Annotated in this window: 17 protein-coding genes; 10 read left to right on the top strand and 7 right to left on the bottom strand. The window is 73.1% G+C overall.

Annotated elements, in window-relative coordinates; all coding sequences use genetic code 11:
* Positions 1 to 39: 39 nt before the first annotated feature.
* The 5 genes from AB0B39_RS15265 to AB0B39_RS15245 are packed head-to-tail and all read left to right on the top strand — an operon-like array spanning position 40 to position 7559.
* Positions 40 to 2160, top strand: a complete 2121-nt coding sequence (locus tag AB0B39_RS15265) for a molybdopterin oxidoreductase family protein (RefSeq protein WP_357574594.1) — start codon at positions 40 to 42, stop codon at positions 2158 to 2160.
* Positions 2157 to 3596, top strand: coding sequence for an FAD-dependent oxidoreductase (locus AB0B39_RS15260; RefSeq protein ID WP_357574593.1), 1440 nt, complete (start codon positions 2157 to 2159; stop codon positions 3594 to 3596). Before AB0B39_RS15265 ends, AB0B39_RS15260 begins: the two co-directional genes overlap by 4 nt.
* Positions 3593 to 6127 (top strand): nitrite reductase large subunit NirB, encoded by a 2535-nt coding sequence (nirB, locus tag AB0B39_RS15255; RefSeq protein WP_357494455.1) that lies wholly within the window; start codon positions 3593 to 3595, stop codon positions 6125 to 6127. The genes AB0B39_RS15260 and nirB overlap by 4 nt, the downstream gene beginning before the upstream one ends.
* A complete protein-coding gene (nirD, locus tag AB0B39_RS15250; protein ID WP_357494457.1) occupies positions 6124 to 6471 on the top strand; it encodes a nitrite reductase small subunit NirD in 348 nt (115 codons plus the stop codon). The genes nirB and nirD overlap by 4 nt, the downstream gene beginning before the upstream one ends.
* Entirely contained in the window at positions 6471 to 7559 is a 1089-nt protein-coding gene (locus tag AB0B39_RS15245) for a uroporphyrinogen-III synthase (protein ID WP_234589280.1), read from the top strand. Before nirD ends, AB0B39_RS15245 begins: the two co-directional genes overlap by 1 nt.
* Positions 7560 to 7602: 43 nt before the next feature.
* Here AB0B39_RS15245 and AB0B39_RS15240 read toward each other — a convergent pair whose 3' ends face one another.
* The 4 genes from AB0B39_RS15240 to AB0B39_RS15225 all read right to left on the bottom strand — a co-directional run bounded on the left by AB0B39_RS15240 (position 7603) and on the right by AB0B39_RS15225 (position 12278).
* Entirely contained in the window at positions 7603 to 8226 is a 624-nt protein-coding gene (locus AB0B39_RS15240; RefSeq protein ID WP_234589279.1) for an ATP/GTP-binding protein, read from the bottom strand.
* Positions 8207 to 8572, bottom strand: a complete 366-nt coding sequence (locus AB0B39_RS15235; RefSeq protein ID WP_007465174.1) for a DUF742 domain-containing protein — start codon at positions 8570 to 8572, stop codon at positions 8207 to 8209. Before AB0B39_RS15235 ends, AB0B39_RS15240 begins: the two co-directional genes overlap by 20 nt.
* Before the next feature lie 89 nt (positions 8573 to 8661).
* Positions 8662 to 9069, bottom strand: coding sequence for a roadblock/LC7 domain-containing protein (locus tag AB0B39_RS15230; protein ID WP_007465177.1), 408 nt, complete (start codon positions 9067 to 9069; stop codon positions 8662 to 8664).
* Complete coding sequence (locus AB0B39_RS15225; protein ID WP_357574592.1) at positions 9066 to 12278, bottom strand: nitrate- and nitrite sensing domain-containing protein; 3213 nt, start codon at positions 12276 to 12278, stop codon at positions 9066 to 9068. The genes AB0B39_RS15230 and AB0B39_RS15225 overlap by 4 nt, the downstream gene beginning before the upstream one ends.
* A 444-nt stretch (positions 12279 to 12722) precedes the next feature.
* Here AB0B39_RS15225 and AB0B39_RS15220 point away from each other — a divergent pair, with 444 nt between their 5' ends.
* Positions 12723 to 13904, top strand: coding sequence for an ABC transporter substrate-binding protein (locus tag AB0B39_RS15220; protein ID WP_357574591.1), 1182 nt, complete (start codon positions 12723 to 12725; stop codon positions 13902 to 13904).
* A 204-nt stretch (positions 13905 to 14108) separates the two neighbouring features.
* On the opposite strand, the gene AB0B39_RS15215 is transcribed toward AB0B39_RS15220, so the two are convergent.
* Positions 14109 to 14969 carry an ABC transporter permease gene (locus AB0B39_RS15215; protein ID WP_357494461.1) on the bottom strand — a complete coding sequence of 287 codons (861 nt, stop codon included), beginning with the start codon at positions 14967 to 14969 and terminating at the stop codon, positions 14109 to 14111.
* A 100-nt stretch (positions 14970 to 15069) separates the two neighbouring features.
* Positions 15070 to 16101, bottom strand: a complete 1032-nt coding sequence (locus AB0B39_RS15210) for an ABC transporter substrate-binding protein (protein WP_234583413.1) — start codon at positions 16099 to 16101, stop codon at positions 15070 to 15072.
* Positions 16102 to 16371: 270 nt separating this feature from the next.
* Between AB0B39_RS15210 and AB0B39_RS15205 the strand changes: the two genes are divergently transcribed.
* From AB0B39_RS15205 to AB0B39_RS15190, 4 genes are all read left to right on the top strand, one after another.
* The gene (locus tag AB0B39_RS15205; protein ID WP_234583414.1) at positions 16372 to 17157 is read left to right on the top strand and encodes an ABC transporter ATP-binding protein; all 786 of its coding nucleotides are present in this window, start codon (positions 16372 to 16374) and stop codon (positions 17155 to 17157) included.
* Positions 17158 to 17159: 2 nt separating this feature from the next.
* On the top strand, positions 17160 to 18110 hold the full coding sequence (locus AB0B39_RS15200) for an LLM class F420-dependent oxidoreductase (protein ID WP_357574734.1): 951 nt from the start codon (positions 17160 to 17162) through the stop codon (positions 18108 to 18110).
* Positions 18107 to 18415, top strand: coding sequence for a cupin (locus tag AB0B39_RS15195; RefSeq protein ID WP_357574590.1), 309 nt, complete (start codon positions 18107 to 18109; stop codon positions 18413 to 18415). The genes AB0B39_RS15200 and AB0B39_RS15195 overlap by 4 nt, the downstream gene beginning before the upstream one ends.
* Positions 18416 to 18492: 77 nt before the next feature.
* Positions 18493 to 21636, top strand: coding sequence for a hypothetical protein (locus tag AB0B39_RS15190; protein WP_357574589.1), 3144 nt, complete (start codon positions 18493 to 18495; stop codon positions 21634 to 21636).
* A gap of 122 nt (positions 21637 to 21758) precedes the next feature.
* Here AB0B39_RS15190 and thiC read toward each other — a convergent pair whose 3' ends face one another.
* The gene (gene thiC / locus AB0B39_RS15185) at positions 21759 to 23351 is read right to left on the bottom strand and encodes a phosphomethylpyrimidine synthase ThiC (RefSeq protein WP_357574588.1); all 1593 of its coding nucleotides are present in this window, start codon (positions 23349 to 23351) and stop codon (positions 21759 to 21761) included.
* Positions 23352 to 23366: the final 15 nt, after the last annotated feature.

Raw genomic sequence — 23366 nt, 5'->3', positions numbered from 1 at the left:
ACCCGGACCGGAAACCGCCCGCCGGCACGCTTTCGGGACATGACAGACGGTGCACGGCCGGCAACTCGACCGGGGCGAACCCCCCGGGAGGTGGCGACGCACTGCCCGTACTGCGCCCTCCAGTGCGGGATGACGCTGCGCGAGGACGACACCGGGGTGAGCGTGCTCCCCCGCCAGTTCCCCACCAACCGGGGCGGGCTCTGCCAGAAGGGCTGGACGTCCGCCGAGCTGCTCGACCACCCGGACCGGCTGACCACCCCGCTGCTGCGCGACCCGGTCAGCGGCAAGCTGCGCCCGGCGACCTGGGACGCCGCACTGGACCGGATCGCCACCGGCCTGCGCGCCATCCAGGGCAGCTCAGGTCGGGACGCGGTCGCCGTCTTCGGCGGCGGCGGGCTGACCAACGAGAAGGCGTACGCGCTGGGGAAGTTCGCCCGGGTCGCGCTGCGCACCCGCAACATCGACTACAACGGACGGTTCTGCATGTCGTCGGCGGCCGCCGCCGGCCTGCGCGCCTTCGGTGTCGACCGGGGACTGCCGTTTCCGCTGGCCGACCTCGGCCGGGCCGACACCCTGCTGCTGGTCGGCGCCAACCCGGCCGAGACCATGCCGCCGCTGGTGCGCTGGCTCACCGAGCAGCGCCGGGGTGGCGGCCGGCTCATCGTCGTCGACCCCCGCGTCACCGCCACCGCCCGCCAGGCCGACCTGCACCTGCAACCGCTGCCCGGCACCGACCTCGCCGTGGCCAACGCGTTGCTGCACATCGCGCTCACCGAAGGGTGGGTCGACCAGGCGTACGTGGCCGAGCGGACCAGCGGCTTCGACGTGGTCCGCCGCAGCGTCGCCGCGTGGTGGCCGGCCCGCGCCGAGCAGCTCTCCGGCGTGCCGGTGGCCGACCTGGAGGCGACCGCCCGAGCGCTGGGCACCGGCGGCCGCGTGATCATCCTGACCGCGCGCGGCGCCGAGCAGCACGCCAAGGGCGTCGACACCGTCACCGCGTACGTCAATCTCGCTCTCGCTCTGGGCCTGCCCGGCCGCGCGGGCTCGGGGTACGGCTGCCTCACCGGCCAGGGCAACGGTCAGGGCGGGCGGGAGCACGGGCAGAAGGCCGACCAGCTCCCCGGCTACCGCAGGATCGACGACCCGGCGGCCCGGGAACACGTCGCCGGTGTCTGGGGTGTGCCGGCCGACGACCTGCCCGGCCCGGGCGTGCCGGCCTACCAGCTGCTCGACTCGCTCGGCACCCCCGACGGCCCCCGCGCGTTGCTGGTGTTCGGCTCGAACCCGGTGGTCTCCGCTCCCCGGGCGGCCCGGATCGAGGGCCGGCTGCGCGACCTCGACCTGCTGGTCGTCGCCGACCTGCTGCTCTCCGAGACGGCGGCGCTGGCCGACGTGGTGCTGCCCACCGCGCAGTGGGCCGAGGAGGACGGCTCGATGACCAATCTGGAGGGCCGCGTGCTGCGCCGACGGGCCCTGCGCCCGCCTCCGCCGGGCGTCCGGACCGACCTGGCCATCCTCGCCGACCTGGCGGCGAGGTTGGGCGACGCCGAGACGGCTGCGGCGCGGTTCCCGACCGACCCGGCCACCGTGTTCGCCGAGCTGCGCCGAGCCTCCGCCGGCGGGGTCGCCGACTACGCGGGCATCGACTGGGCCCGGATCGACGACGCCGACGGTGTCTTCTGGCCCTGCCCCAGCTCGGACGGGCCGGACACGCCACGGCTCTTCGCCGACCGGTTCGGCACCCCGGACGGCCGGGCCCGGTTCCACGCCGTGGACCATCGGCCGGCGGCCGAGGAGGTCTGCGCCACCTATCCCCTGCACTTCACCACCGGCCGGGTGCTCGCCCAGTACCAGTCCGGCACCCAGACCCGCCGGGTGGCCGCGCTGCGCCGCGCCGCGCCCGAGGCGTTCGTCGAGCTGCACCCCGACCTGGCGGCCCGGCTGGGCATCGACGACGGCGACCCGGTGCGGGTCACCTCCCGCCGGGGCGAGCTGCGCGCGCCGGCCCGCCTCAGTTCGGGCATCCGACCGGACACGGTCTTCGCACCGTTCCACTGGTCCGGCGCCGGCCGGGCCAACTCGGTGACCAACGACGCGGTGGACCCGATCTCCGGGATGCCCGAGTTCAAGATCTGCGCGGTCCGGGTGGAGAAGGCATGACGGCCCGGGTGGTGATCGTCGGCAACGGGATGGCCGGTGCCCGGCTCGCGGCCGAACTGCACGCCCGCGAGGGAGACCGGAAGGTCACCGTGCTCGGGGCGGAGCCGCACCGCGCGTACAACCGGATCATGCTCTCCACGCTGCTGACCGGCCGGATCGCCGAACCGGACGTGGAGCTGACCGAGGCCGCCGGGCACGGCATCGATCTGCGCCCCGGCGTACCGGTGACCGCTGTGGACCGGTCCGCCCGCGAGGTCCGTACCGGCGACGGCGAACGGATCTCCTACGACCACCTGGTGCTGGCCACCGGCGCGCGGGCGGTGGTGCCGCCGCTGCCCGGACTCGACCCGACCGACCTGCCGCAGCGGGTCGTTCCCTTCCGGACCCTTGACGACTGCCGCCGGATCCTCGCCGTCGCCGACCGGGCCCGCAGCGCGATAGTGCTCGGCGGTGGGCTGCTCGGCCTGGAGGCCGCCCGCGGTCTGGCCACCCGCGGGCTCGCCACCACTGTCGTGCACCACACCGGGCACCTCATGGAGCGGCAGCTCGACCCCGCGGCCAGCGCGGTGCTCGCCGGCACGCTCGCCGGGCTCGGCGTCACCATCCAGCTCGCGGTCCCGGCGACCGGAGTCGTCGCCGACGACACCGGCGTCCGCCTCGACCTGGCCGACGGGCGGTCGCTGCACGCCGACCTGCTGGTGCTCTCCTGCGGCGTACGCCCCGACACCGCCCTCGCGCAGGCCGCCGGGCTGACCGTGCGGCGCGGCGTGGTGGTCGACGACCGGCTGCGCACCAGCGACCGGAGCATCTCGGCGATCGGCGACTGCGCCGAGCACGACGGCGCGCTCACCGGACTTGTCGCACCCGCCTGGGCCCAGGCCCGGGTGCTCGCCGACGTGCTGACCGGCACCGACCCGCTGGCCCGCTACCGACCTCGACCCGTGGTGACCCGGCTCAAGGCGGCCGGGATCGACCTGGCCGCGATGGGCGACGCCGCCGGCGGCGGGCCGGGCGAGGAGCTGACCTTCGCCGACCCCGCCCGGGGCACGTACGCGCGCCTGCGGATCCGCGACGAACGGCTGGTCGGCGCGATCCTGCTCGGCGACAACCCGGCGGTCGGCACGGTGATCCAACTCTTCGACCGGGGTCACCCGGTGCCGGCCGACCGGCGGGCCCTGCTGCTGGGCCGGGCGCTCGGCGGGGCCGGCGCGGCGCCGAGCGCGTCACCGGCGCTGATGCCGGACGCGGCAGTCGTCTGCCAGTGCAACACGGTGACCAAGGGAGCGCTGGTGCGGTGCTGGCGCTCCGGTGCACGAACGCTCGACGCGGTGGTGGCGGGGACCCGGGCCGGCACCGGATGCGGCGGATGCCGGGATGCGGTCGGCGGCATCGTCGACTGGCTGTCCGAAGCGGAATCGGTGGAGGTGACGCGATGAGCGGTCAGGACCTGGTCGTCATCGGCAACGGCATGGTGGGGCAGCGCTTCGTCGACGCGCTGCGCGCCCGCGACCCGCAGGGCCGCTGGCGGGTGACAGTGCTGGCCGAGGAGGGGCGTCCCGCGTACGACCGGGTGCGGCTCTCGGCGTACTTCGACGGGGTGAGCGAGGACGAGCTCAACGTGCACACCCCGCACGACGGCGTGCGGCTGCGCCTCGGTGAGCCGGCCACCGCCATCGACCGCGCCCGGCGGGTGGTGACCACCGCCGTCGGCGAGTACGGCTACGACGCGCTGGTGCTGGCCACCGGGTCGTACCCCTTCGTGCCGCCGGTGCCCGGCGCCGACCTGCCCGGCGTGTTCGTCTACCGGACCCTGGACGACCTGGCGGCGATCCGGGCGTACGCGCGGGGACGGCGGGTCGGCGCGGTGATCGGCGGCGGGTTGCTCGGGCTGGAGGCGGCGAACGCCCTGCGCCTGCTCGGCCTGAGCACCGACGTGGTGGAGTTCGCGCCCCGGCTGATGCCGGTGCAGGTGGACCAGGCCGGCGGCGCGATGCTGCGCCGCTACGTCGAGGAGCTGGGTGTGCGTACCCACCTCGGGGTGGCCACCACCGCGATCCGCGCCGGCGCCGACGGCGCTGTCGACGCCCTGGAGCTGTCCGACGGCCGCGTGGTCGACGCCGAGCTGGTCGTGGTGGCCGCCGGCATCCGGCCCCGCGACGAGTTGGCGCGGGCTGCCGGCCTGCCGCTGGGTCCGCGCGGCGGGGTGCTGGTCGACGAGACCTGCCGCAGCGCCGACGAGCACGTCTGGGCCGTCGGCGAGTGCGCGGCGGTCGACGGCACCTGCCACGGCCTGGTCGCCCCCGGGTACGCGACGGCCGAGGTGGTGGCCGACCGGCTGGTCGGCGGCGCGGCGACCTTCCCGGGCGCGGACACCGCCACCAAGCTGAAACTGCTCGGTGTCGACGTGGCGTCGTTCGGCGACGCGCACGGCACCACCGAGGGCTGCCTGGACGTCACGTTCACCGACCCGGCCACCCGGGTCTACGCGAAGCTGGTCCTCTCCGACGACGCGCAGACCCTGCTCGGCGGGGTGCTGGTGGGCGACGCCAGCGCGTACCCGACGTTGCGGGCCAGTGTGGGCGGTCCGCTGCCGGCCGCGCCGCTGGCGCTGCTCGCGCCGGACGGCGGCGGCGCGGACGCCGGGGCACTGCCCGCCACCGCGCAGGTCTGCTCCTGCAACGCGGTGACCCGCGGCGACGTGGACGACGCCATCGCGGGCGGCTGCGCGGACGTGCCGGCGTTGAAGGCGTGCACGCGGGCGGGCACCAGCTGCGGCTCGTGCGTCCCGATGCTCAAGCAGCTCCTCGACGCGGCCGGGGTCGCGCAGTCCAGTGCGCTCTGCGAGCACTTCGACGTCGGCCGGCGGGAGCTGTTCGAGATCGTCCGCGTGCGCGGGATCCGCACGTTCTCCCGGCTGGTCGCCGAGCACGGGCGGGGGCGCGGCTGCGACATCTGCAAGCCGGTGGTGGCGTCGATCCTCGCCTCGCTGGGCAGCGGGCACGTGCTCGACGGTGAGCAGGCGTCGTTGCAGGACACCAACGACCACTTCCTGGCCAACCTGCAACGCGACGGCAGCTACTCGGTGGTGCCCCGGATCCCCGGCGGCGAGATCACCCCGGAGAAGCTGATCGTCATCGGCGAGGTCGCCCGCGACTTCCAGCTCTACACCAAGATCACCGGCGGGCAGCGGATCGACCTGTTCGGGGCCCGGGTGGAGCAGCTGCCACAGATCTGGCGACGCCTGGTGGACGCCGGCTTCGAGTCCGGCCACGCGTACGGCAAGGCGCTGCGCACGGTGAAGTCCTGCGTCGGCGAGACCTGGTGCCGGTACGGGGTGCAGGACTCGGTGGGGCTGGCCGTGGCGCTGGAGCTGCGCTACCGCGGGCTGCGCGCGCCGCACAAGCTCAAGTCGGCGGTCTCCGGCTGTGCCCGGGAGTGCGCCGAGGCCCGCAGCAAGGACTTCGGCATCATCGCCACCGAGACCGGCTGGAACCTCTACGTCGGCGGCAACGGCGGCTTCCGGCCCCGCCACGCCGACCTGTTCGCCACTGATCTGTCGACCGAAGCACTGATTCGACTGATCGACAGATTCTTGATGTATTACATCCGCACCGCCGACCGGCTGCAACGCACGGCCGGGTGGATCGAGGCCATGGACGGCGGCCTGGACCACCTGCGCGCGGTGATCGTGGACGACTCGCTGGGGCTCTGCGCCGACCTGGACGCGGCGATGGCCCGGCACGTGGCGTCGTACTCCGATGAGTGGCGCGACGTGCTGGACGACCCGGAGCGGCTGCGCCGCTACACCTCCTTCGTCAACGCCCCCGACGTGCCCGACCCGTCGATCACCTTCGCCGTGGAACGCGGCCAGCCGGTGCCGGCACGCGCCCTGACGACCACCCGTCCCGAGCCGGCCGACACCCGCCGGCAGCCCGTCTCACTCGGCCTTCCGGAGGTACGGCGATGAGCCACACGAGCACGCTCGACTGGACCGCTGTCTGCCCCCTCGACCGGCTGGAACCGAACCGGGGTGCCGCCGCCCTGGTCGACGGCGTGCAGGTCGCCCTCTTCCACACCGTGGACGGGCTGTTCGCGATCGACAACCGCGACCCGGTCTCCGGGGCGTACGTGCTGTCGCGGGGCATCGTGGGCAGCCGCGGCGGAGTGCCGACGGTCGCCTCCCCGCTGCACAAGCAGGTGTACGACCTGCGCACCGGGGAGTGCCTGGACCTGCCCGGGATGGCCGTGGCCCGGCACGACACGCGCTGCCACGACGGGATCGTCGAAGTGCGGTTGCGACGGGAGGGCTGATGCGGGAAGAACTGGCCGGCTTCACCATCGGGGTGACCGCCGACCGGCGGCGCGACGAGTTGGCCGCGCTGCTCGAACGCCGGGGCGCCCGCGTGGTGCTCGCCCCGGCGCTGCGGATCGTGCCGCTGTCCGACGACACGGAACTGCGCGAGGCGACCCGCGCCTGCCTGGACCAGCCACCCGACATCCTGATGGCCAACACCGGCATCGGGATGCGCGGGTGGCTGGAGGCGGCCGAGGGCTGGGGGCTGGCCGAACCACTGCGTTCGGTGCTCGCCAGCTCGTACGTCGTCGCCCGGGGCCCGAAGGCACGCGGCGCGATCCGTGCGGCCGGGCTGCACGACCAGTGGTCACCGGCGTCGGAGAGCTGCGACGAGGTGGTCGATCACCTGCGCCGCCGTGGCGTGGCCGGGCAGGTGATCGCCATGCAGCTGCACGGTGAGCGGCAGCCCGAGTGCACGCTCGCGCTGGAGGCGGCCGGCGCCACGGTGATCGAGGTGCCGGTCTACCGCTGGGCGCCGCCGACCGACCCGGCGCCGCTGCACCGGTTGATCGACCTGATCGCCGGCCGGCTGGTGGACGCGGTGACGTTCACCTCGGCACCGGCGGCCGAGGCGCTGCTGCGGGCCGCCGGGGACCGTACCGACGCGGTGGTGTCCGCGTTCCGCAGCGACGTGCTGGCCAGCTGCGTCGGAGCGGTGACCGCCGAGCCGCTGCTGCGGCACGGGGTGCCGGTGAGTGCGCCCGGGCGGGCCCGGCTGGGCGCGTTGGTGCGGACCATCGTCGACGAGCTGCCCCGCCGGACCGTGACGTTCAAGGCCGCCGGGCACCTGCTCACCCTGCGCGGACACGCGGCGGTGATCGACGGCGAGCTGCGCCCGCTCGCCCCCGCCCCGATGGCGGTGCTGCGGGCGCTGGCCCAGGCCCCCGGCCGGGTGCTGTCGCGCACGGCGCTGCTGCGGACCCTCCCCCGGGGCGCCGACGAGCACGCGGTGGAGATGGCGGTGGCCCGCCTGCGGGCCGGCCTACGCGCGCCGCGCGTGGTGCAGACCGTGGTCAAGCGCGGCTACCGGCTCCGGGTCGACTGACGCGTCGCGGCCGGCCCTGGTGTGCCGGCCACGACGCGGCGGTTCAGCCGACCGGCGTGGGGAAGCCCCTACCGTGCTCGGCCTGGAGCCGGAGCATGGCGTGCTCGACCACCGTCACCAGCACCTGCTTGACCGAATCCCGGTGCCGGGCGTCGGTCATCACCAGCGGCACCTGCGGCGAGATGGCCAGCGCCTCGCGGATCTCCTCCAACTCGTACTGGGGAGCGCCGTCGAAGTTGTTGAGCGCCACCACGTACGGCAGGTTGCGGTTCTCGAAGTAGTCCAGCGGGGCGAACGCGTCGGTGATCCGGCGGGTGTCCACCAGGACGGCGGCACCCACCGCACCTCGGATGATCTCGTCCCACATGAACCAGAAACGGGTCTGACCCGGTGTACCGAACAGGTACAGGATCAGGTCCTGGGCCATGGTGATCCGGCCGAAGTCCATGGCGACCGTGGTGGTCTCCTTGCCCGGCACCTTGGACGGATCGTCGATACCGACACCCGCGGCGGTCATCACCGCCTCGGTCGTCAGCGGCGTGATCTCGGAGATCGAGCCGACCAGGGTCGTCTTACCGACGCCGAAGCCGCCCGCGACGACGATCTTCGCGGAGACGATTCCCCGGCTCGGCCGCCCCCCAGCGGGGTCATAGCCTGCGAAGTCCACTTAGCACCCTTCCAAGCAGTTCCATCCGCTCCTCGAACCCCTCGGCGGGAGCAGCAGTGTGTAACGTCAGCAGGCTCTCGGCCACCATGTCGGCGACCAGCACCCGGGCGACGCCCAGCGGCATCCGGGTGTACGCGGCGATCTCCGCCAGCGACTGTGCACGGCCCTCGCAGACCGTGGCGATGCGGTGCTTGTCGTGCCCCGCGAAACGGGACTCGGCAACCTGGGTGGGAGAGGCCGTGAGGACCGCCTCCAGGGCGATGTCCTGCCGGGGCTCGGTACGACCACGGGTGACCGCGTACGGACGCACCAGAGCGCCGCGCGGGTCAGCGCGCCGTTGGTCCATCCACGATCACCTCCTCGTCCCCAGCGGAGCCGGCCCACACCGCCTCCCATCCCTGTTCCGGCGCGCGGTCCGCGCCGGGTCTTCCGGCGCTACGAACGCACCGCGTCCCTCGGCAGCGGCACCAGCGCGGCGCCGACCCGCTCCACCAGCAGTGCCATCTCGTAGCCCACCTGGCCCACGTCGCAGCTCCGCGCGGCCAGCACGGCCATCGACGAGCCGTCGCTGATCGACATGAGGAAGAGGTATCCGCTGTCCATCTCGATGACTGTCTGCAACACCCCGCCCGCGCTGAACATCCGGGCCGCGCCCTCGGTCAGGCTCACCACACCGGAGGTGATCGCGGCGAGCTGGTCCGCCCGGTCCCCCGGCAGGTCCCGGGAGGACGCGAGCAGCAGCCCGTCGGCGGACACCGCCACCACGTGGGCGATACCCGCCACGCTGTCGGCGAAGTTGGTGAGCAGCCAACCCATGTCCTGCATGGCAGCTGGCCTGTTCATCGGCTCTCCTTGGTCGAGGTGCTGTTCAGGTCCGTGCCGGCCGTCCGACCACGCTGCACGCCGCGGTGGTAGGCCGACAACAGGCCGCGTACTTCATCGGGGGTCCGCCGGCTGCGGTCCCGGCCACCCTTCGGTTCGATGCCACCCGGCACGAGCTGCGCCTGCGGCACCCGCTTGGGCAGACCCGAGCGGGTGGTGCCGGCGGCGGCCGGCTCGGCGGCCCGGCTGGCCAGCGACCAGCCCTCGTCGGCCGCCGTCCGCCAGGCGTCCGGGTCCGTGGCCGGCGGGGGCGTGCTCGGCGGGGCAGCGGGGGCCGGGGCCGCTGCCGGCGCCGTCCGGGCGGCCGGCGGCGGGGTGTACGACGGCGGCGGTTTCGGCGTCGAGGCCCCACGACCGCCGGTGCTCGCACCGCCACGACCGGTGCTCGCACCACCGAATCCGTCCATGCTTCCCACGCTCTGCGCTCCCGTGCCCTCGGAACTGCCCGGGGTGCGGGTGGGCAGTGGCGGTCGGGCCGGCGCGGCCGCCGGCGCCGACGCGGTGGCCGCTTGACCGCCGTTGGCCGCCCGCGGGCCGGCGTCGGCGGGCGCGGGCGGTGTGTCGAACTGGGGCCGGGTGAAGATCGCGGTGGCGTCGTCGCCGTGCGACCGGAACCAGACCGCCTCCATCTCCCGGAAGATCGGCGCCTCGGCCGGGAACTCCGGCCGGGTGCTGACCGGTGCGGCGGGCGCCGGCGGCGTGGCCGGCGCGGCGGGCTGCACGGGCGGGGCCGGCGTCGCGGGCGGGGCGACCGCTCCGGGACCGGCGACCGGCCCGACGGGCAGCCCCGGCGCGCTCCGAGCGTCAGTGGTGTCGGCCGTCGAGCCGCGTCGGGGCAGCGCGCCGATGGTCGGGTACGCCACGGTCGGGCTGCCCACCGAGGTGCCCCCACCGTTGCTGTACGCCGGCCGGGCGGGCGGGACCGGGGTGGCCGGCGCGGTGGCGGGCGGCACCGTCGGGCGGGCCCCGGTGTAGCCGCCGGCCTGCACGGCCGGGGCGGTGTCCCGCGCGTCGACCGGAGACTGCCACTGCTCGGGCGTCGGGGCGTTGGTCCGCCACTGGTCGGGCAGCGTCGCCGCCGCGGTGCTGGCCCCGGCGTACGACTCGGCGTGGTTGACCGGGGTGAGCGGCGTCTGCTCGACAGCCATCGGCTGGCGCGGACGGGTGAGCACCTGCTCGCGGCCCCGGTTGCTCGGCAGGACCACGGTGGCGGCGGGCAGCGTCACCTGGGCGACGGTGCCGCCCTCCACGTTGCGGCGCAGCTCCACCCGGATGCCGTAGCGGGAGGCGAGCCGGCTCACCACTGCCAGACCCATCAGCCGGAACGCGGCGACGTCCACGCTCGGCGGGGCGGCCAGCCGGCGGTTGAGCGAATCGAGCTGCTCGTCGGTGAGGCCGAGCCCGCGGTCCTCGATCTGGATCAGGACGTAGTCGCGGATGCGGCGACCGTCGGCGACGACGGTCGTGTTCGGCGGCGAGAACCGGGTGGCGTTGTCCAGCAGCTCGGCGACGAGGCGTACGACGTCGTTGACGGCGTGCGCGGCAACCGAGATGTCGGTGTCGACGGTGCCGAACTCGATGCGGTTGTAGAGCTCCACCTCGGACTGCGCGGCGCGCAGCACGTCCACGACCAGCGCGTCGTCGCGGCGCGGTACGGCCGAGTCGGCGCCGGCGAGGACCAGCAGGTTCTCGTCGTTGCGGCGCATTCGGGTGGCCAGGTGGTCCAACTCGAAGAGCTGGGCCAGCCGCTTCGGGTCCTCCTCGCCGCGCTCGATCGCGTCCAGCTCGCCGATCATCCGGTCGACCAGGGTCTGACTACGGCGGGCCAGGTTGAGGAACATCGCCGAGACGCTGGTGCGCAGTGCTGCCTGCTCGGCGGCGACCCGCACCGCCTCCCGGTGGACGACGTTGAAGGCCAACGCCACCTGACCGACCTCGTCCCGGCTGTTCAGCTGGATCGGGTCGCGGACCTGGCGGACGATCTCGTCCACGCCACCGTCGCCCACGCTGCCCATGTTCTGCAGGCGCTGCACGGCGTCCGGCAGGTCGTGGTTGGCCACCGAGAGCGCGCCCTCGCGCAGTCGGCGCAGCGAGTGGTTCAGCGACCGGGCCAGCACCACGGCCAGCGACACCGCGATGATCAGGGTGAGCAGCACCAGGATCGACTCGACCACGGCCTGCCGGATGACGTCCGAACGCGCCTGGTCGGCCTGGTCGAGCAGCCGGTTCTGCAGTTGAACCTCGGCCCAGCGCATCAGGTCGTTGACCGCGCCGATGGCGGCGGTGGCGTCCTGCGCGGTGACCAGCGGGCGCTGCCCGACGGAGCGGGTGATGTCCGTGGCGACCCGGTCGGAGAGGCCGACGGCGTCGCCGGAGACGGTGCTGTCGACGAGGGCCCGCTGCACCGGGTCAGCGGCGAGCGAGAAGGCGACCAGGGACTCCTGCTGGCTGGTCAGCGTGGCCACGAAGGAGGAGAACTGCTCCGGGTCGAGCTGGCCGGCGGTCAGCGCCGTGAAGGCGACCGCCTCCTCCTCGGCGACGGCCGCCTTGGCGCGGGCGAACGCGGCGACCGCACGGCGGCTGTCCGACAGGCTCTCCTCGCCGGGCAGCTGGGCCAGCCCGTCGCCGTAGGCGACCAGGTCGGTGAGGATGACGCCGTAGCGCAGAACCGCCTCGGCGACCGCCATGGCGTCATCCTGCCGGCGGTCCAGCACCTCCTGGCGGGTGCCGTCCAGGGTGGACAGGTGGTCGTCGATAGCCGCCAGCCGGTCCCGCAGCGCCGCCGGCACGTCGCCGATGCGGCCCCGCTCGGCGTTGTACTGGTCCACGCGCTGCTGCGTCTCGCGCACCCGCAGGTTGTACGCGTCGGCGGACTGTCGGGGAGCGGCCAGGTAGGCCGCGGCGGCCATCCGCTCGGCCTGGAGATCCTGGGTGAGCGCGCTGACGTCGATGGAGAGCGCGGTGAGGGACCGGGCCCGGGTGGCGTCGTAGGCGCCCTCGCCCACCGAGATGAGCCGGACGGTGGCCAGCGCGATGACGGCGGCCACCGGAACGACCAGAATCAGCGCCAGCTTGGACCGGATCCGGGCGTCCCGCAGCCTCGGCAGGCGCCGGCGCGTACGACGAGCATTCTCGCCGAGCGCGGGCAGGGTCGTCGGTCCGGTGCTCACGACATCGCCTCCGTCGTTTCTTCCCCGCCTGGCCCGCCGAACCGTGCCGTGGGCGGAGGGGACCACGCGCGGCACGGCCGCGATTTCATCAGAGAAGATCGTGTTTGGGAAGCCGCAGTGAGGCAGGAAACGGTCGGACGGCGCGGAACCCGTGATCCGGTCAACTGATACCTTCATTTCCGCAAGCCCCTGAACAGGGCATGTAACTCCAGAGTGGTCACGCGTGTATGCAAAGTGAGCTTTTGCAAACATTGCGTTACCCCAGCATGTGGGATGGCCGTCCCGAAAATGCAACCGGGGTCCGCGCTTGACCACAGCGCCGGCCATTGGCAAGGTTTTGCAGGCTTCGCGCACACCGTACGGCAGAGGAGATCCCGTCCTCCACTGAGGACGGATTAGCGGCGGTGACCGGGCAGCGCCCGCGCCCGCACCTGGAGGACTGAGTTGAGCCCCATCCGCTCCGCGACCATCGCGGCGCTCGCATCGGCCGTAGTGGCCACCACGCTCACCGGCTGCCAGTTCGGTGGAACGGAGCAGGACACGAGTCCGATCGTGATCGCTGCCGATCTCGAACTCTCCGGGGCTGCGGCCCCGATCGGTCAGACATACCAGCGGGCCCTGAAACTCAAGGTCGAGCAGTTGAACTCCTCCGGAGCACTCAACGGCCGGAAGATCGATCTGAAGGTCAAGGACAACCGTTCCGACGCCGCCGAGTCACTGCGCAACATCGCCGACTTCAGCAGTGATTCCCAAGTCAGCGCCATCGTCATGGGCGGCTGTAACGAATGCGCGGTCGGCGCGGTCGGCGTCATCAACGACAAGCGGATTCCCACCATTGCGCTCGCCGCTTCCGGAGCGATCGCCAGCCCGGTCGCCGAGCGGCGCTACGTGTTCAAACTCGGTCCGAACGCGGCGGACAGCGCCGCGGCGCTCACCACCGAACTGCGGCGCAAGAACGTCCGCAAGGTGGGCCTGCTCGCCAGCAACGACGACTACGGCCGGGAGGGCGTGCTCGCGCTACGCCGCGAACTGACCAAGGCCAGCATCAAGGTCGCCGGTGAGGAGTCGGTGAAGACCACCGACACCGAGGTCGGCCAGCAGGTCACCAAGCTCACCAAGCTCAAGCCCGACGCACTTGTCGTCTGGACCCCGCCGGAGCAGGCCGCGCTGGCCGCGACAAGCGCCCAACAGGCCGCGTTCCGGGGGTCGCTGTTCTTCGACGCGGGAGCGGCCGGCGATCTCTTCCTCGGCACTGCGGCCCGAGCCACCGAGCGAGCCACGCTGATCTTCACCCAGACCATGGTGATCGACGACGTGATCGCCACCACTCCGGCGAAGGCGGCCCGGCGGCAGTGGTTCCAGGACTACACGGCCCGCTTCGGCGGCTACAACGGGTCCTCGTCCTTCGCCGCCGACGCGATCCAACTGATCGCCGACGCCGAACTGCGGGCCGGCGGCCCGGCCGGGAAGGTCGACCGGGACGGCATCCGCGACGTGCTGGAGACGTCCCAGATCGACGGCCTCTCCGGCCCGATCCGCATGACGCCCGACAACCACTCCGGCCTCATGCCGCAGGCGCTCACCACGCTTGTCGCCCGCAACGGGCGCTGGCGTCTGGCGGGGTAACGCTCGGGCCCGCCGGTGCCTGGTGCATCGTGCTCGGCGTTGGGGTTGTGGCCTACCGTCCCCGGCTCCGGGCCGTCAGGCTTGATCCCTCCGCCGGGCACGGTAGGCCACAACCCTCCCGCGTCACGGTTACTGCAAAGGGCCGGCCTCCTTGTCGGGGCCGGCCCTTCGTGTTTCCTTGTTGGTCTTGTCTTGCCTTTGGGGTCAGCGGCTGCTGGTGGTTTCCCGTACCCAGGGCAGCGCGAACCGCTCGATGAGCACGAGCGCGGAGTAGAGCAGGATGCTGACCAGCGCCACGAGCATGATCGCCGCCCAGGCGGTGGCGGTGTCGCCGACGCCCGCGTACTGGGTGATCACGTAGCCCAGGCCGCTCTCCCCGGCCTGGAACTCACCGATCACCGCGCCGATGGCCGCCAGCGGCATGGCCACCTTGAGCCCGACGAAGATCTGTGGCAGCGCCGCCGGGAACCGCACCTTGCGGAACGCCTGCCAGCGGGAGGCGTTCCACGACCGCACCAGCTCGGCCAGGTCGGCCGGCGTGGTGGTCAACCCCGTCGCGGTGGACAGCACGATGGGGAAGAAGCAGAGCAGGAACACCATGGTCAGGATCGGCTTCTGGCCCCAGCCCAGCGCCACCACCAGCAGTGGCCCGAGGGTGATCTTCGGCACGGCGTTCACCGCGACCAGCAGCGGGGTGAACATCCGCTCGACAGTGTGCGAGCTGGCCAGGGACAGTCCGATCAGGACACCCGCGGCGGCTGACAGGACGAAGCCGATCAGGATCTCCAGCAGGGTGGTCCCGGTGTGCTCCAGCATCTGGGCGGGCTTGTCGACGAACGCGCTGAGCACGTCCCCCGGCGGCGGCAGGGCGGCCGGGTGGACCAGTTCCAGCCGGGCGATCAGCCACCAGGCGGCCAGGGCGACCACGAGACCGGCCGCGGGCAGCAGCGCCGCCCCGGTCCCCGCGCGCAGGCCGGCGCCCCGACCCGCCCGACGTGCCTCCGGTCCGGTGCCCGGGGGTGGGGGCACCGTCACCGCCGACTCGGCTGAGCGGACGTCGGTCATCTTGTCCTCCTCGTAATTCGCCGGCCGCGGGGACCGACGAGCGACGGGGGTACGTCCCACCGGATCCGGTGGGACGTACCCCCTGGTGACGACCGGACGATCAGGCCTTCGGCGCGAGGCTGAAGTCGATGATCTGCTCGGGGGTGATGTTCTGCTTGAGCGCGCCCGCGCCCTGCAGGATCGCGATGCTCTTCGCGACCCGGCCGCTGTCCAACGTGCCGATCGCGGTGCCGGAGTTGCCGGAACGCACGTACGCGGCCATCAGGTCCAGCTCGGCGGCGGCGGCGGCCGGGTTGGCGGCGTCGACGTTCTTCTTCAGGATCTCGCCGGCCTCCTTGGAGTTCGCCAGGCTGTACTCCAGGCCCTTGAGCAGCGCCGCGGTGAACTTCTTCACCATCTCCGGCTTCTCCTTGGCGATCTTCGAGGAGGTGATCAGCACGTTGCCGTAGAGGTCCTGCATCACGTTGCTGTACGGCAGCATGACTGCCTTCTTCTTGGCCACCGCCTCGATCGTCGGCTGGCCGACGACGAACTGGCCGATGCCGTCCACCGACCCACTGGCCAGGGTGCCGATCAGCGCCTGGGCCTCACCGTTGACCCAGGTCACCTTGCTGGCGTCCACACCGGCGAGCCGGGCGTACGTCGGGAACAGGTTGCGGACCACGGAGCCGGGGGTGTCGGCGAGCTTCTTGCCCTCCAGGTCCTTGGGCGAGTTGATGTTCTTGCCCTCGACGGTGGCGATGCCGGCCATCGTGCGCTGCTGGATCGCGGCCACCGCCGTGAAGTCCTTGGCCTGTCCGTTGCCGAGCTGGAGCAGACCACCGGTGAGGTCGATCGGTCCGAAGTCCGCCTGGCCACCGACGACGGTCTGGATCACGCCACCGGTGCCCTGACCGGCCTTGATGTCGACGTCGAAGCCGGCCTCCTTGAAGAAGCCCTTGTCCTTCGCCACCCAGGCGTAGGAGTCACGGCCGAAGTTGCCGAAGGAGGTGAGGTACGTCACCTTCGTCAGCTCTCCGTCCTTGCCGCCCTTGGCGTCGTCGGACGAGTCCGACCCGCTGCTGCAGGCGGAAACAAGGGCAAGGGCGGTGGCCAGCGCGGCCGCAGCGACCGTACGGGTCAGCCTTCTCATCAGTGCACCATGTCCTTTCCGACCGGGGCCGCAGGCCACCGGAGGGGGTTGTCGCGACGGTACCGGCGGGAGGGGTAGAAGCCGGGCACCGCCATCGTGAGGGGACTCTTCGCGGGCACAGCGTACGAGAAACCCACAGTTGCGACGCCAGGCGTATCGGGTTGCGGAACGGATACAACATGACGACCACCCCGGACGGTGCGAGATGTCAACGGGGCAGCTAGCCTTTGTCGGATTCCTGACCGTCCACTCAGCGGAGGTACGCCGCAGATGATCCGACTGTCCGGGGTGTCGCGTACCTTCGAGGGCCGATCCGGCCGGGTCGAAGCCCTTCGCGGCATCGACCTCGACGTGGCCGAGGGCGAGTTCGTGGCCGTGCTCGGGCGCTCCGGCTGCGGGAAGTCCACCCTGCTGCGGCTGATCGCCGGGCTGCTCCCGCTGACCTCCGGCGAGATCACCGTGGCCGGTACGCCGATCACCCGGCCCCGCCGCGACATCGCCATGCTCTTCCAGAAGCCGGCGCTCCTGCCGTGGCGCAGCGTGCTGGACAACGTCCTGCTGCCGGTGGAGATCTTCGGCTGGAGCCGCGCCAAGCACCGCGAACGGGCCCGGCAACTGCTCGACGTGGCCGGGCTTTCCGGGTTCGAGAAGCGGCTGCCGCACGAACTCTCCGGTGGCATGCAGCAGCGGGTGTCGCTGTGCCGGTCGCTCATCGGCGAACCCCGGGTGATGCTGATGGACGAGCCGTTCTCCGCGCTCGACGCGCTCACCCGCGAGGAACTCTCCGGCGAACTCCAGCGCGTGCACATGGAGAACAAGCCGAGCATCGTCTTCGTCACCCACTCGATCGACGAGGCGGTGCTGCTCGCCGACCGGGTGGTGGTGCTGAGCCCCCGTCCCGGCCGGATCCGCAAGGTGGTCGAGGTGGCCATCCCCCGACCCCGCACCCTGGGCCGCAACGCCCATCTCGCCGACGTCGCCCGGGTCAGCGCCGACCTGCACGAGCTGTTGATGGAACGCGACCAGCCGGCCGCCGCCGGCGTGGAGGGACGATGAACATGCGGGTGTCGGTCTTCACCGAGCCCCACCGCGGCGCCGACTACGACACCCAGCTCCGGTTCGCCCGGCTGGTCGAGGCCGGCGGCTACGAGGGTTTCCTCCGCGCCGACCACTACCAGTCGATGGGCGCCGACCCGGGCCTGCCCGGCCCGACGGACGCCTGGCTGACCCTCGCCGCGCTGGCCCGCGAGACCCAGCGGATCCGGCTCGGCACCCTTGTCACGTCGGCGACCTTCCGGCTGCCCGGCCCTCTCGCCGTGCTGGTCGCCCAGGTCGATCAGATGAGTGGCGGTCGGGTCGACCTCGGCATCGGCGCCGGCTGGTACGAGCGCGAACACATCTCGTACGGCATCCCGTTCCCGGCCGTCGGCGAGCGCTTCGACCGGCTCGCCGAGCAGCTTGAGGTGATCACCGGGCTGTGGGCCACCCCGGTGGGCGAGACGTACAGCTTCACCGGCGACCACTACCGGCTGGTGGACGCGCCCGCGCTGCCGAAACCGGTGCAGGTGCCCGGCCCGCCGATCATCGTGGGCGGGCGCGGCCCGAAGCGCACCCCCGAACTGGCGGCCCGCTACGCCGACGAGTTCAACATGCCGTTCAAGTCCGTGGCCGAGACCGCCGGGGCGTACGACCGCGTTCGGGAGGCGTGCGACCGCGTGGGTCGGGCCGAGGCCGGCCGGGCCCCGCTGGTCCTCTCGGCCGGGATCGTGGTGGCCATCGGCCGCACCGACGCGGAGGCCGCCCGGCGGGCCGCGCCACTGCACGAGAAGAGCGCGCTGCCGCCGGAGGACCCGGTGGTCGGCTCGCCCGCGCAGCTCGTGGAGCGGATCGGCGAGTTCGCCGAGATCGGCGCCACCCGGGTGCACCTGCGCATGACCGACCTCGACGACCTCGACCACCTCGAGCTGATCGCCGCCGAGGTGCTCCCCCAACTGGACGGTGGACGATGACGGACGTGACCGACGGCACCGAACTCGGGCCGGTGGGCCAGGAGGTCGTGTACGAGAACGACCGGGTCCGGGTCTGGCACATCCGCCTCGAACCGGGCGAGCGGCAGCCCCTGCACCGGCACGACCACCCCTACCTGGTGGTGGCGATCCAGGGCGCGAAGAACGTCGTACAGACCATCGACGGCACCCGGATCGACGCCGACGAGCCCACCGGCGGGGTCGTCTACCGGGACCCGGGTGCGGTACACATGCTCACCAATGTCGGGGACACGACATACCTGGCCCGACTGGTCGAACTCAAGTAGACCCGCCGGGCGTGCCTCGCCGCGCCGCGCGGCGTGCCGGTGGCGATCCGGTGTACCAGGTGCGTAACGTGCCGGACATGGCCTTTCGGACCTGGGGCAGACTACTGCTCACGGCGCTCGGGGTGAGCGTGCTGGCCGGAGCCGGCCAGCTCGGCGTCGCGTACGGCTTCGGCATCGTCCGACTCACCGGTGCCTTCACCGGCACGACCGTCAACCAGTGGCCCGCCCAGCTCGTCTGGGTGGGCTGGTTCGCCGCGAACGCCGCTGTCGCCGGCGCCGTCCTGACCGGTCGTCTGGCCCGCCGGGACACCCCGGCGGCCAGCACCGGCCGGCAACTGGCCATCGGCGGCGCGGCCGCCCTCGGCGCCACCGCCGTGGCCCCGCTCTGCATGCAGCCCGCCCGAGCCGCCGAGTTGATCTCGGTGGACCCGGTCTGGGCGGTCGGCATCTGCGCCATCCTCGGGGCGGTCATCGGAGCGGGCGCGGCCGTCGCCGTGCTGTTCCGACCCGAACTGGGCTGGAACATGGCGGCCGTGGCCGGGGCGGTCTGGCTGCTGGCGCTGATCTCCGTCCTGCCGTCGCTCGGCACGGCCGGCCCGCTGCCCACGGTCCGACTCGGCGTCCTCGAACCGAACTGGCTGAACGACGCCGCCGCGCAGCGTCTGGCGCTGCTCCTGCTGCCAGTGGTTGCGCTGCTCGCGGGCGCCGCCACCGCCGGGTTGGCCCGCTGGCGCGGCCAGGTTCCGCTGGTGAGCGGGGCGACCGGGGTGGCCGGTCCGGTGCTTGTGGCATTCGCGTACCTGACCGCTGGCCCCGGCGACGCGGTGGACCGCTACCAGACCACCCCCTACTACGGCGCGCTGATCGCGATCCTCGCCGGCGCCCTCGGTGCCGCGGCCGCGGCACTGCTGCGCTGGCCCATCGGCGCCCGTACCGCCGATCCCCAGGCGATCGCGCCGACCGACATCCTGCGCCCGCTGCCCGCCGGCCCGTCCCTGCCGGGCGCCGAAGCGGCGAGGTCGACGGGTCCGGCCGACGACGCGACCCCCAGCGGTGGGGACCTGGCGACCACCGGTCCGGGTCCGCGCGCCGCCGACGACACCGCAGGCGTACGCACCGTCCCCGCCCACTGGGACTGGCCGGCGACCACGGCGAGCGGCCAGCACGGCACCGTCCCCGCCGACGCGACGCCCCCGGGGCCGGCGCCCCGACCGGTTGGCCGCCGCCAGCACGCCGACACCACCCCGGACGCGGCGACGGCGGGCACCCCGAACCAGGACGCGCCTCCCACGGGCGGGCAGCACGACCGCGCGACCAACCCGCCGGCCCCCGCCTCGTGGCTGACCGACCCGACCGGCGAGTTCACCGCCGGGCGACAGTCGACCCCGTCGGGCCGGGACGGGGACGCCACCGGCGTCGCCGTCCCGATGCCCGCCGTCCCGGCGTCCACCGCTGCGGTCGGCGACACAGGGGCTGCCGGCCCGACGCCCCGCGCGGACGCCGACGACCCGACCGGGAAGACGACGACGGCCACGACCGCCGGGGACGAGCGAAGCAGCGACGACACGACGACCAGCGACCCGGCCATCCCGGTCCCGCCGGTCACGGGCACACCGAGGGCGGACGACGCAGGCACGCCGAGCGCGGGCAACGCAGCCACGCCGGTCGCGGACGGCGCAGGCACGACGGTCGCCGGCAACGCGGGCACGCCGAGCGCGGACAACGCGGCCACGCCGGTCGCGGGCAACGCAGCCACGACGAGCGCGGGAACCCCGAGCGCGAGCAACGCGACCACCCCGAGCGCGGGAACCCCGAGCGCGGGCAACGCGGCCACGCCGAGCGCGGGCAGCGCGGGCGACGGCACGGCCGACGCACCCGCACCCAAGCCGCGTCGTACGCGCAAGCCGAAGTCCACCCCGACCGAGGTCACTCCGGGCACGACCGCCGAGGACACGGCGGCAGCCGCTGGGTCGACAGGTGGGCGTACCAGGCGGCCGGCCCGGTCCGGCAAGGCCACCGACGTGAGCGGCACCGACTCCGCAGGGCCGGTCGACCACGCTGCTCCCGTGCCCGACCAGGACGCTCCCCGGCCCGACCGGGACGCTCCCCTGCCCGGCGACATCGAGCCCGCCCAGGCGAGTCTGACCGGCGGAAAGGGTTCGCGGGAGCAGACCGACGGGACCGGTGGAGAGAGCCGGCGCGACCGGGCCGCCGGCACCGATTCGACGGTCACCACCGCCCCGGTTGGGGATCCCGCACCCGTTGAGGAGTCCGCGACGGGTCGCGCCGAACGGTCCGCGGCGCAGGGTGACGGCGGCGCTTCGTTGTTCGGCGAGGCGACCGCCGACGGCCCGGAGGCCGACCGGTGGACCCCGACGGCACCGGCCTGGCCGGTCACCTCGGCGTGGACCGCCGCACCGGGGACGGCCGACCCCGAACCGTCCGCTTCGGATGCTCCCGTCCCGGCGGAGGAGTCGACCGACTGGACGCCCCGCTTCCGGCACCGGGCGCCGCTGCCGGATTTGAGCCGCGCCAGCACCTGGGACGCCTTCAACACCACTCGACGCACCGCCGCGTCGGACCGGACCACCAGCACGGCCGACCAGAGCGCCGGCGCACCCGGCCAGGGCAGCCCGACCGCCAGCATCCCGGACCAGGACGGCCCGACCGCCGCCACGCTCGACGGGGGCCTGCCGACAGGCCGCGCTGCCAGCACCACGGGCCAGGCCAACAGCACGACAGACCAGCCCGGCGGCACGACGGACCAGCGCGGCGGCACGACGGACCGGGCCGTCGGCAGGCGCGGCCGGGCCGGCGAGGCTACCGGTACGCCCACGTCGGCGGGATCTGTCGCGCCGCCGTCGACCGGCCCGGGCATACCCGGGCAGGGCGGCACGTCCGGCACCGCCGGCAGTGACGCGTCCGGCACCGCCGGCAGTGACGGGCCGGACAGCGACGCCCGGCGGGCCGTGCCGACGTCCATCGACGACGCGGAGCAGCCCTCCCGGCGGGGACGGCTCGGTGGCCTGTTCCGGCGCAACCGGGCCCGGGCCGACGAGGAGAAGCGGTCCGCGGCGGATGCGACGGAGCCGCTGGCCACGCAGGACGAGGAGTTCGTCGACTGGGTCGCCGGGCTCGGCAAGCCGATCGCGGACAACGAGCCGGAGCAGGAGAACGGGCGTCGTTCGCTGCGCTCCACCGGCCGTCACCACCGCGACTGACCGCCTGACGTCAGGTCGGTACGCCGACCCAGGATGATCGACTCGGGTTCGCTGAATCCGGGCTGTCCACCGCGCTGGGACACCCCGATTTCAGTGAACCCGAGTCGATCATGCCGGCCCGGTCAGGCGAGCGGCAGATAGACCTTCCCGCCGCCGGAGACGAACTCCGCCGACTTGTCCTTCATGCCGCGGGCCGCGTACTCCTTGAGCTCTTGCGTGATCTTCATCGAGCAGAACTTCGGGCCGCACATCGAGCAGAAGTGCGCCGTCTTCGCGGGCTCGGCGGGCAGCGTCGCGTCGTGGTACGACCGCGCCGTCTCCGGGTCCAGCGAGAGGTTGAACTGGTCCTCCCAGCGGAACTCGAACCGCGCCTTGGACAGCGCGTCGTCCCACGCCTGCGCGCCCGGGTGCCCCTTGGCCAGGTCCGCCGCGTGGGCCGCGATCTTGTACGCGATCACGCCCGCCTTCACGTCGTCGCGGTCGGGCAGGCCGAGGTGCTCCTTCGGGGTGACGTAGCAGAGCATGGCGGTGCCGAACATGCCGATCATGGCGGCGCCGATCGCCGAGGTGACGTGGTCGTAGGCGGGCGCGATGTCGGTGGTCAGCGGGCCGAGCGTGTAGAAGGGCGCCTCGTGGCACCACTCCTGCTGGAGGTCCACGTTCTCCTTGATCTTGTGCATGGGCACGTGGCCCGGGCCCTCGATCATCACCTGCACGTCGTGCTCCCAGGCGATTTTCGTCAGCTCGCCGAGGGTGCGCAGCTCGGCGAACTGCGCCTCGTCGTTGGCGTCGGCGATCGAGCCGGGCCGCAGCCCGTCGCCGAGCGAGAACGTCACGTCGTAGCGCGCCAGGATCGCGCACAGCTCGGCGAAGTTCGTGTAGAGGAAGTTCTCCTCGTGGTGCGCCAGGCACCACGCCGCCATGATCGAGCCGCCCCGGGAGACGATCCCGGTGACCCGGTCCACGGCCAGCGGCACGTACGGCAGCAGCACCCCGGCGTGCACAGTCATGTAGTCCACGCCCTGCTCGGCCTGCTCGATCACGGTCTCCCGGAAGACCTCCCAACTCAGCTTGACCGGGTCGCCGCCGACCTTCTCCAGGGCCTGGTAGATCGGCACCGTGCCGATCGGCACCGGCGAGTTCCGCACGATCGCCTCCCGGGTCTCGTGGATCCGCTTACCCGTGGACAGGTCCATCACGGTGTCGGCGCCCCAACGGGTGGCCCAGGTCAGCTTCTCCACCTCCTCGGCCACCGACGAGCTGACCGCCGACGTACCGATGTTGGCGTTCACCTTGACCAGGAAAGCCTTGCCGATGATCGCCGGCTCGCACTCCGGGTGGTTGACGTTGAGCGGCAGCACCGCCCGGCCGGCGGCGATCTCGGCCCGTACGAGTTCCGGGTCGACGTTCTCCCGGATCGCCACGAACTCCATCTCCGGCGTCACCACACCGGCCCGCGCGTACGCGAACTGCGTCGGACGACGTCCGTCCACACCGGCGAGCGGCGTACCCGCGCCTCGTACCGGCGCCACGTCACCCCGCTCGGCGATCCACGGGCCCCGCAACGCGGGCAACCCCACCGCCGGGTCGGATCCCGGGCCGGACGTGTCGTAGAGCCGCACCGGCGGATGGTCGCCGGTCAGCGCCACCTCGGCGAACGGCACCCGCACATCCGGCCGTGACCCCTCGACGTACACCTTGCCTCGTGCCTGCATGACAACCTCCCTGGT

Origin of the sequence: Micromonospora sp. NPDC049114, from assembly GCF_040648635.1 — a bacterium.
GTDB lineage: Bacteria > Actinomycetota > Actinomycetes > Mycobacteriales > Micromonosporaceae > Micromonospora.
The sequence above is the reverse complement of the archived record's forward strand: the minus strand, read 5'-3'. Positions and strand labels throughout refer to the sequence as shown.

Bases quoted from the DNA above. Each gene is read 5' to 3' on its own strand.
- AB0B39_RS15210 (WP_234583413.1), bottom strand. From the start codon at position 16,101: ATGAGAAGGCTGACCCGTACGGTCGCTGCGGCCGCGCTGGCCACCGCC.
- AB0B39_RS15200 (WP_357574734.1), top strand. From the start codon at position 17,160: ATGCGGGTGTCGGTCTTCACCGAGCCCCACCGCGGCGCCGACTACGAC.
- AB0B39_RS15190 (WP_357574589.1), top strand. From the start codon at position 18,493: ATGGCCTTTCGGACCTGGGGCAGACTACTGCTCACGGCGCTCGGGGTG.
- AB0B39_RS15260 (WP_357574593.1), top strand. From the start codon at position 2,157: ATGACGGCCCGGGTGGTGATCGTCGGCAACGGGATGGCCGGTGCCCGG.
- AB0B39_RS15265 (WP_357574594.1), top strand. From the start codon at position 40: ATGACAGACGGTGCACGGCCGGCAACTCGACCGGGGCGAACCCCCCGG.
- AB0B39_RS15195 (WP_357574590.1), top strand. From the start codon at position 18,107: ATGACGGACGTGACCGACGGCACCGAACTCGGGCCGGTGGGCCAGGAG.
- nirB (WP_357494455.1), top strand. From the start codon at position 3,593: ATGAGCGGTCAGGACCTGGTCGTCATCGGCAACGGCATGGTGGGGCAG.
- AB0B39_RS15230 (WP_007465177.1), bottom strand. From the start codon at position 9,069: ATGAACAGGCCAGCTGCCATGCAGGACATGGGTTGGCTGCTCACCAAC.
- AB0B39_RS15245 (WP_234589280.1), top strand. From the start codon at position 6,471: ATGCGGGAAGAACTGGCCGGCTTCACCATCGGGGTGACCGCCGACCGG.
- AB0B39_RS15215 (WP_357494461.1), bottom strand. From the start codon at position 14,969: ATGACCGACGTCCGCTCAGCCGAGTCGGCGGTGACGGTGCCCCCACCC.
- AB0B39_RS15205 (WP_234583414.1), top strand. From the start codon at position 16,372: ATGATCCGACTGTCCGGGGTGTCGCGTACCTTCGAGGGCCGATCCGGC.
- AB0B39_RS15235 (WP_007465174.1), bottom strand. From the start codon at position 8,572: ATGGACCAACGGCGCGCTGACCCGCGCGGCGCTCTGGTGCGTCCGTAC.
- nirD (WP_357494457.1), top strand. From the start codon at position 6,124: ATGAGCCACACGAGCACGCTCGACTGGACCGCTGTCTGCCCCCTCGAC.
- thiC (WP_357574588.1), bottom strand. From the start codon at position 23,351: ATGCAGGCACGAGGCAAGGTGTACGTCGAGGGGTCACGGCCGGATGTG.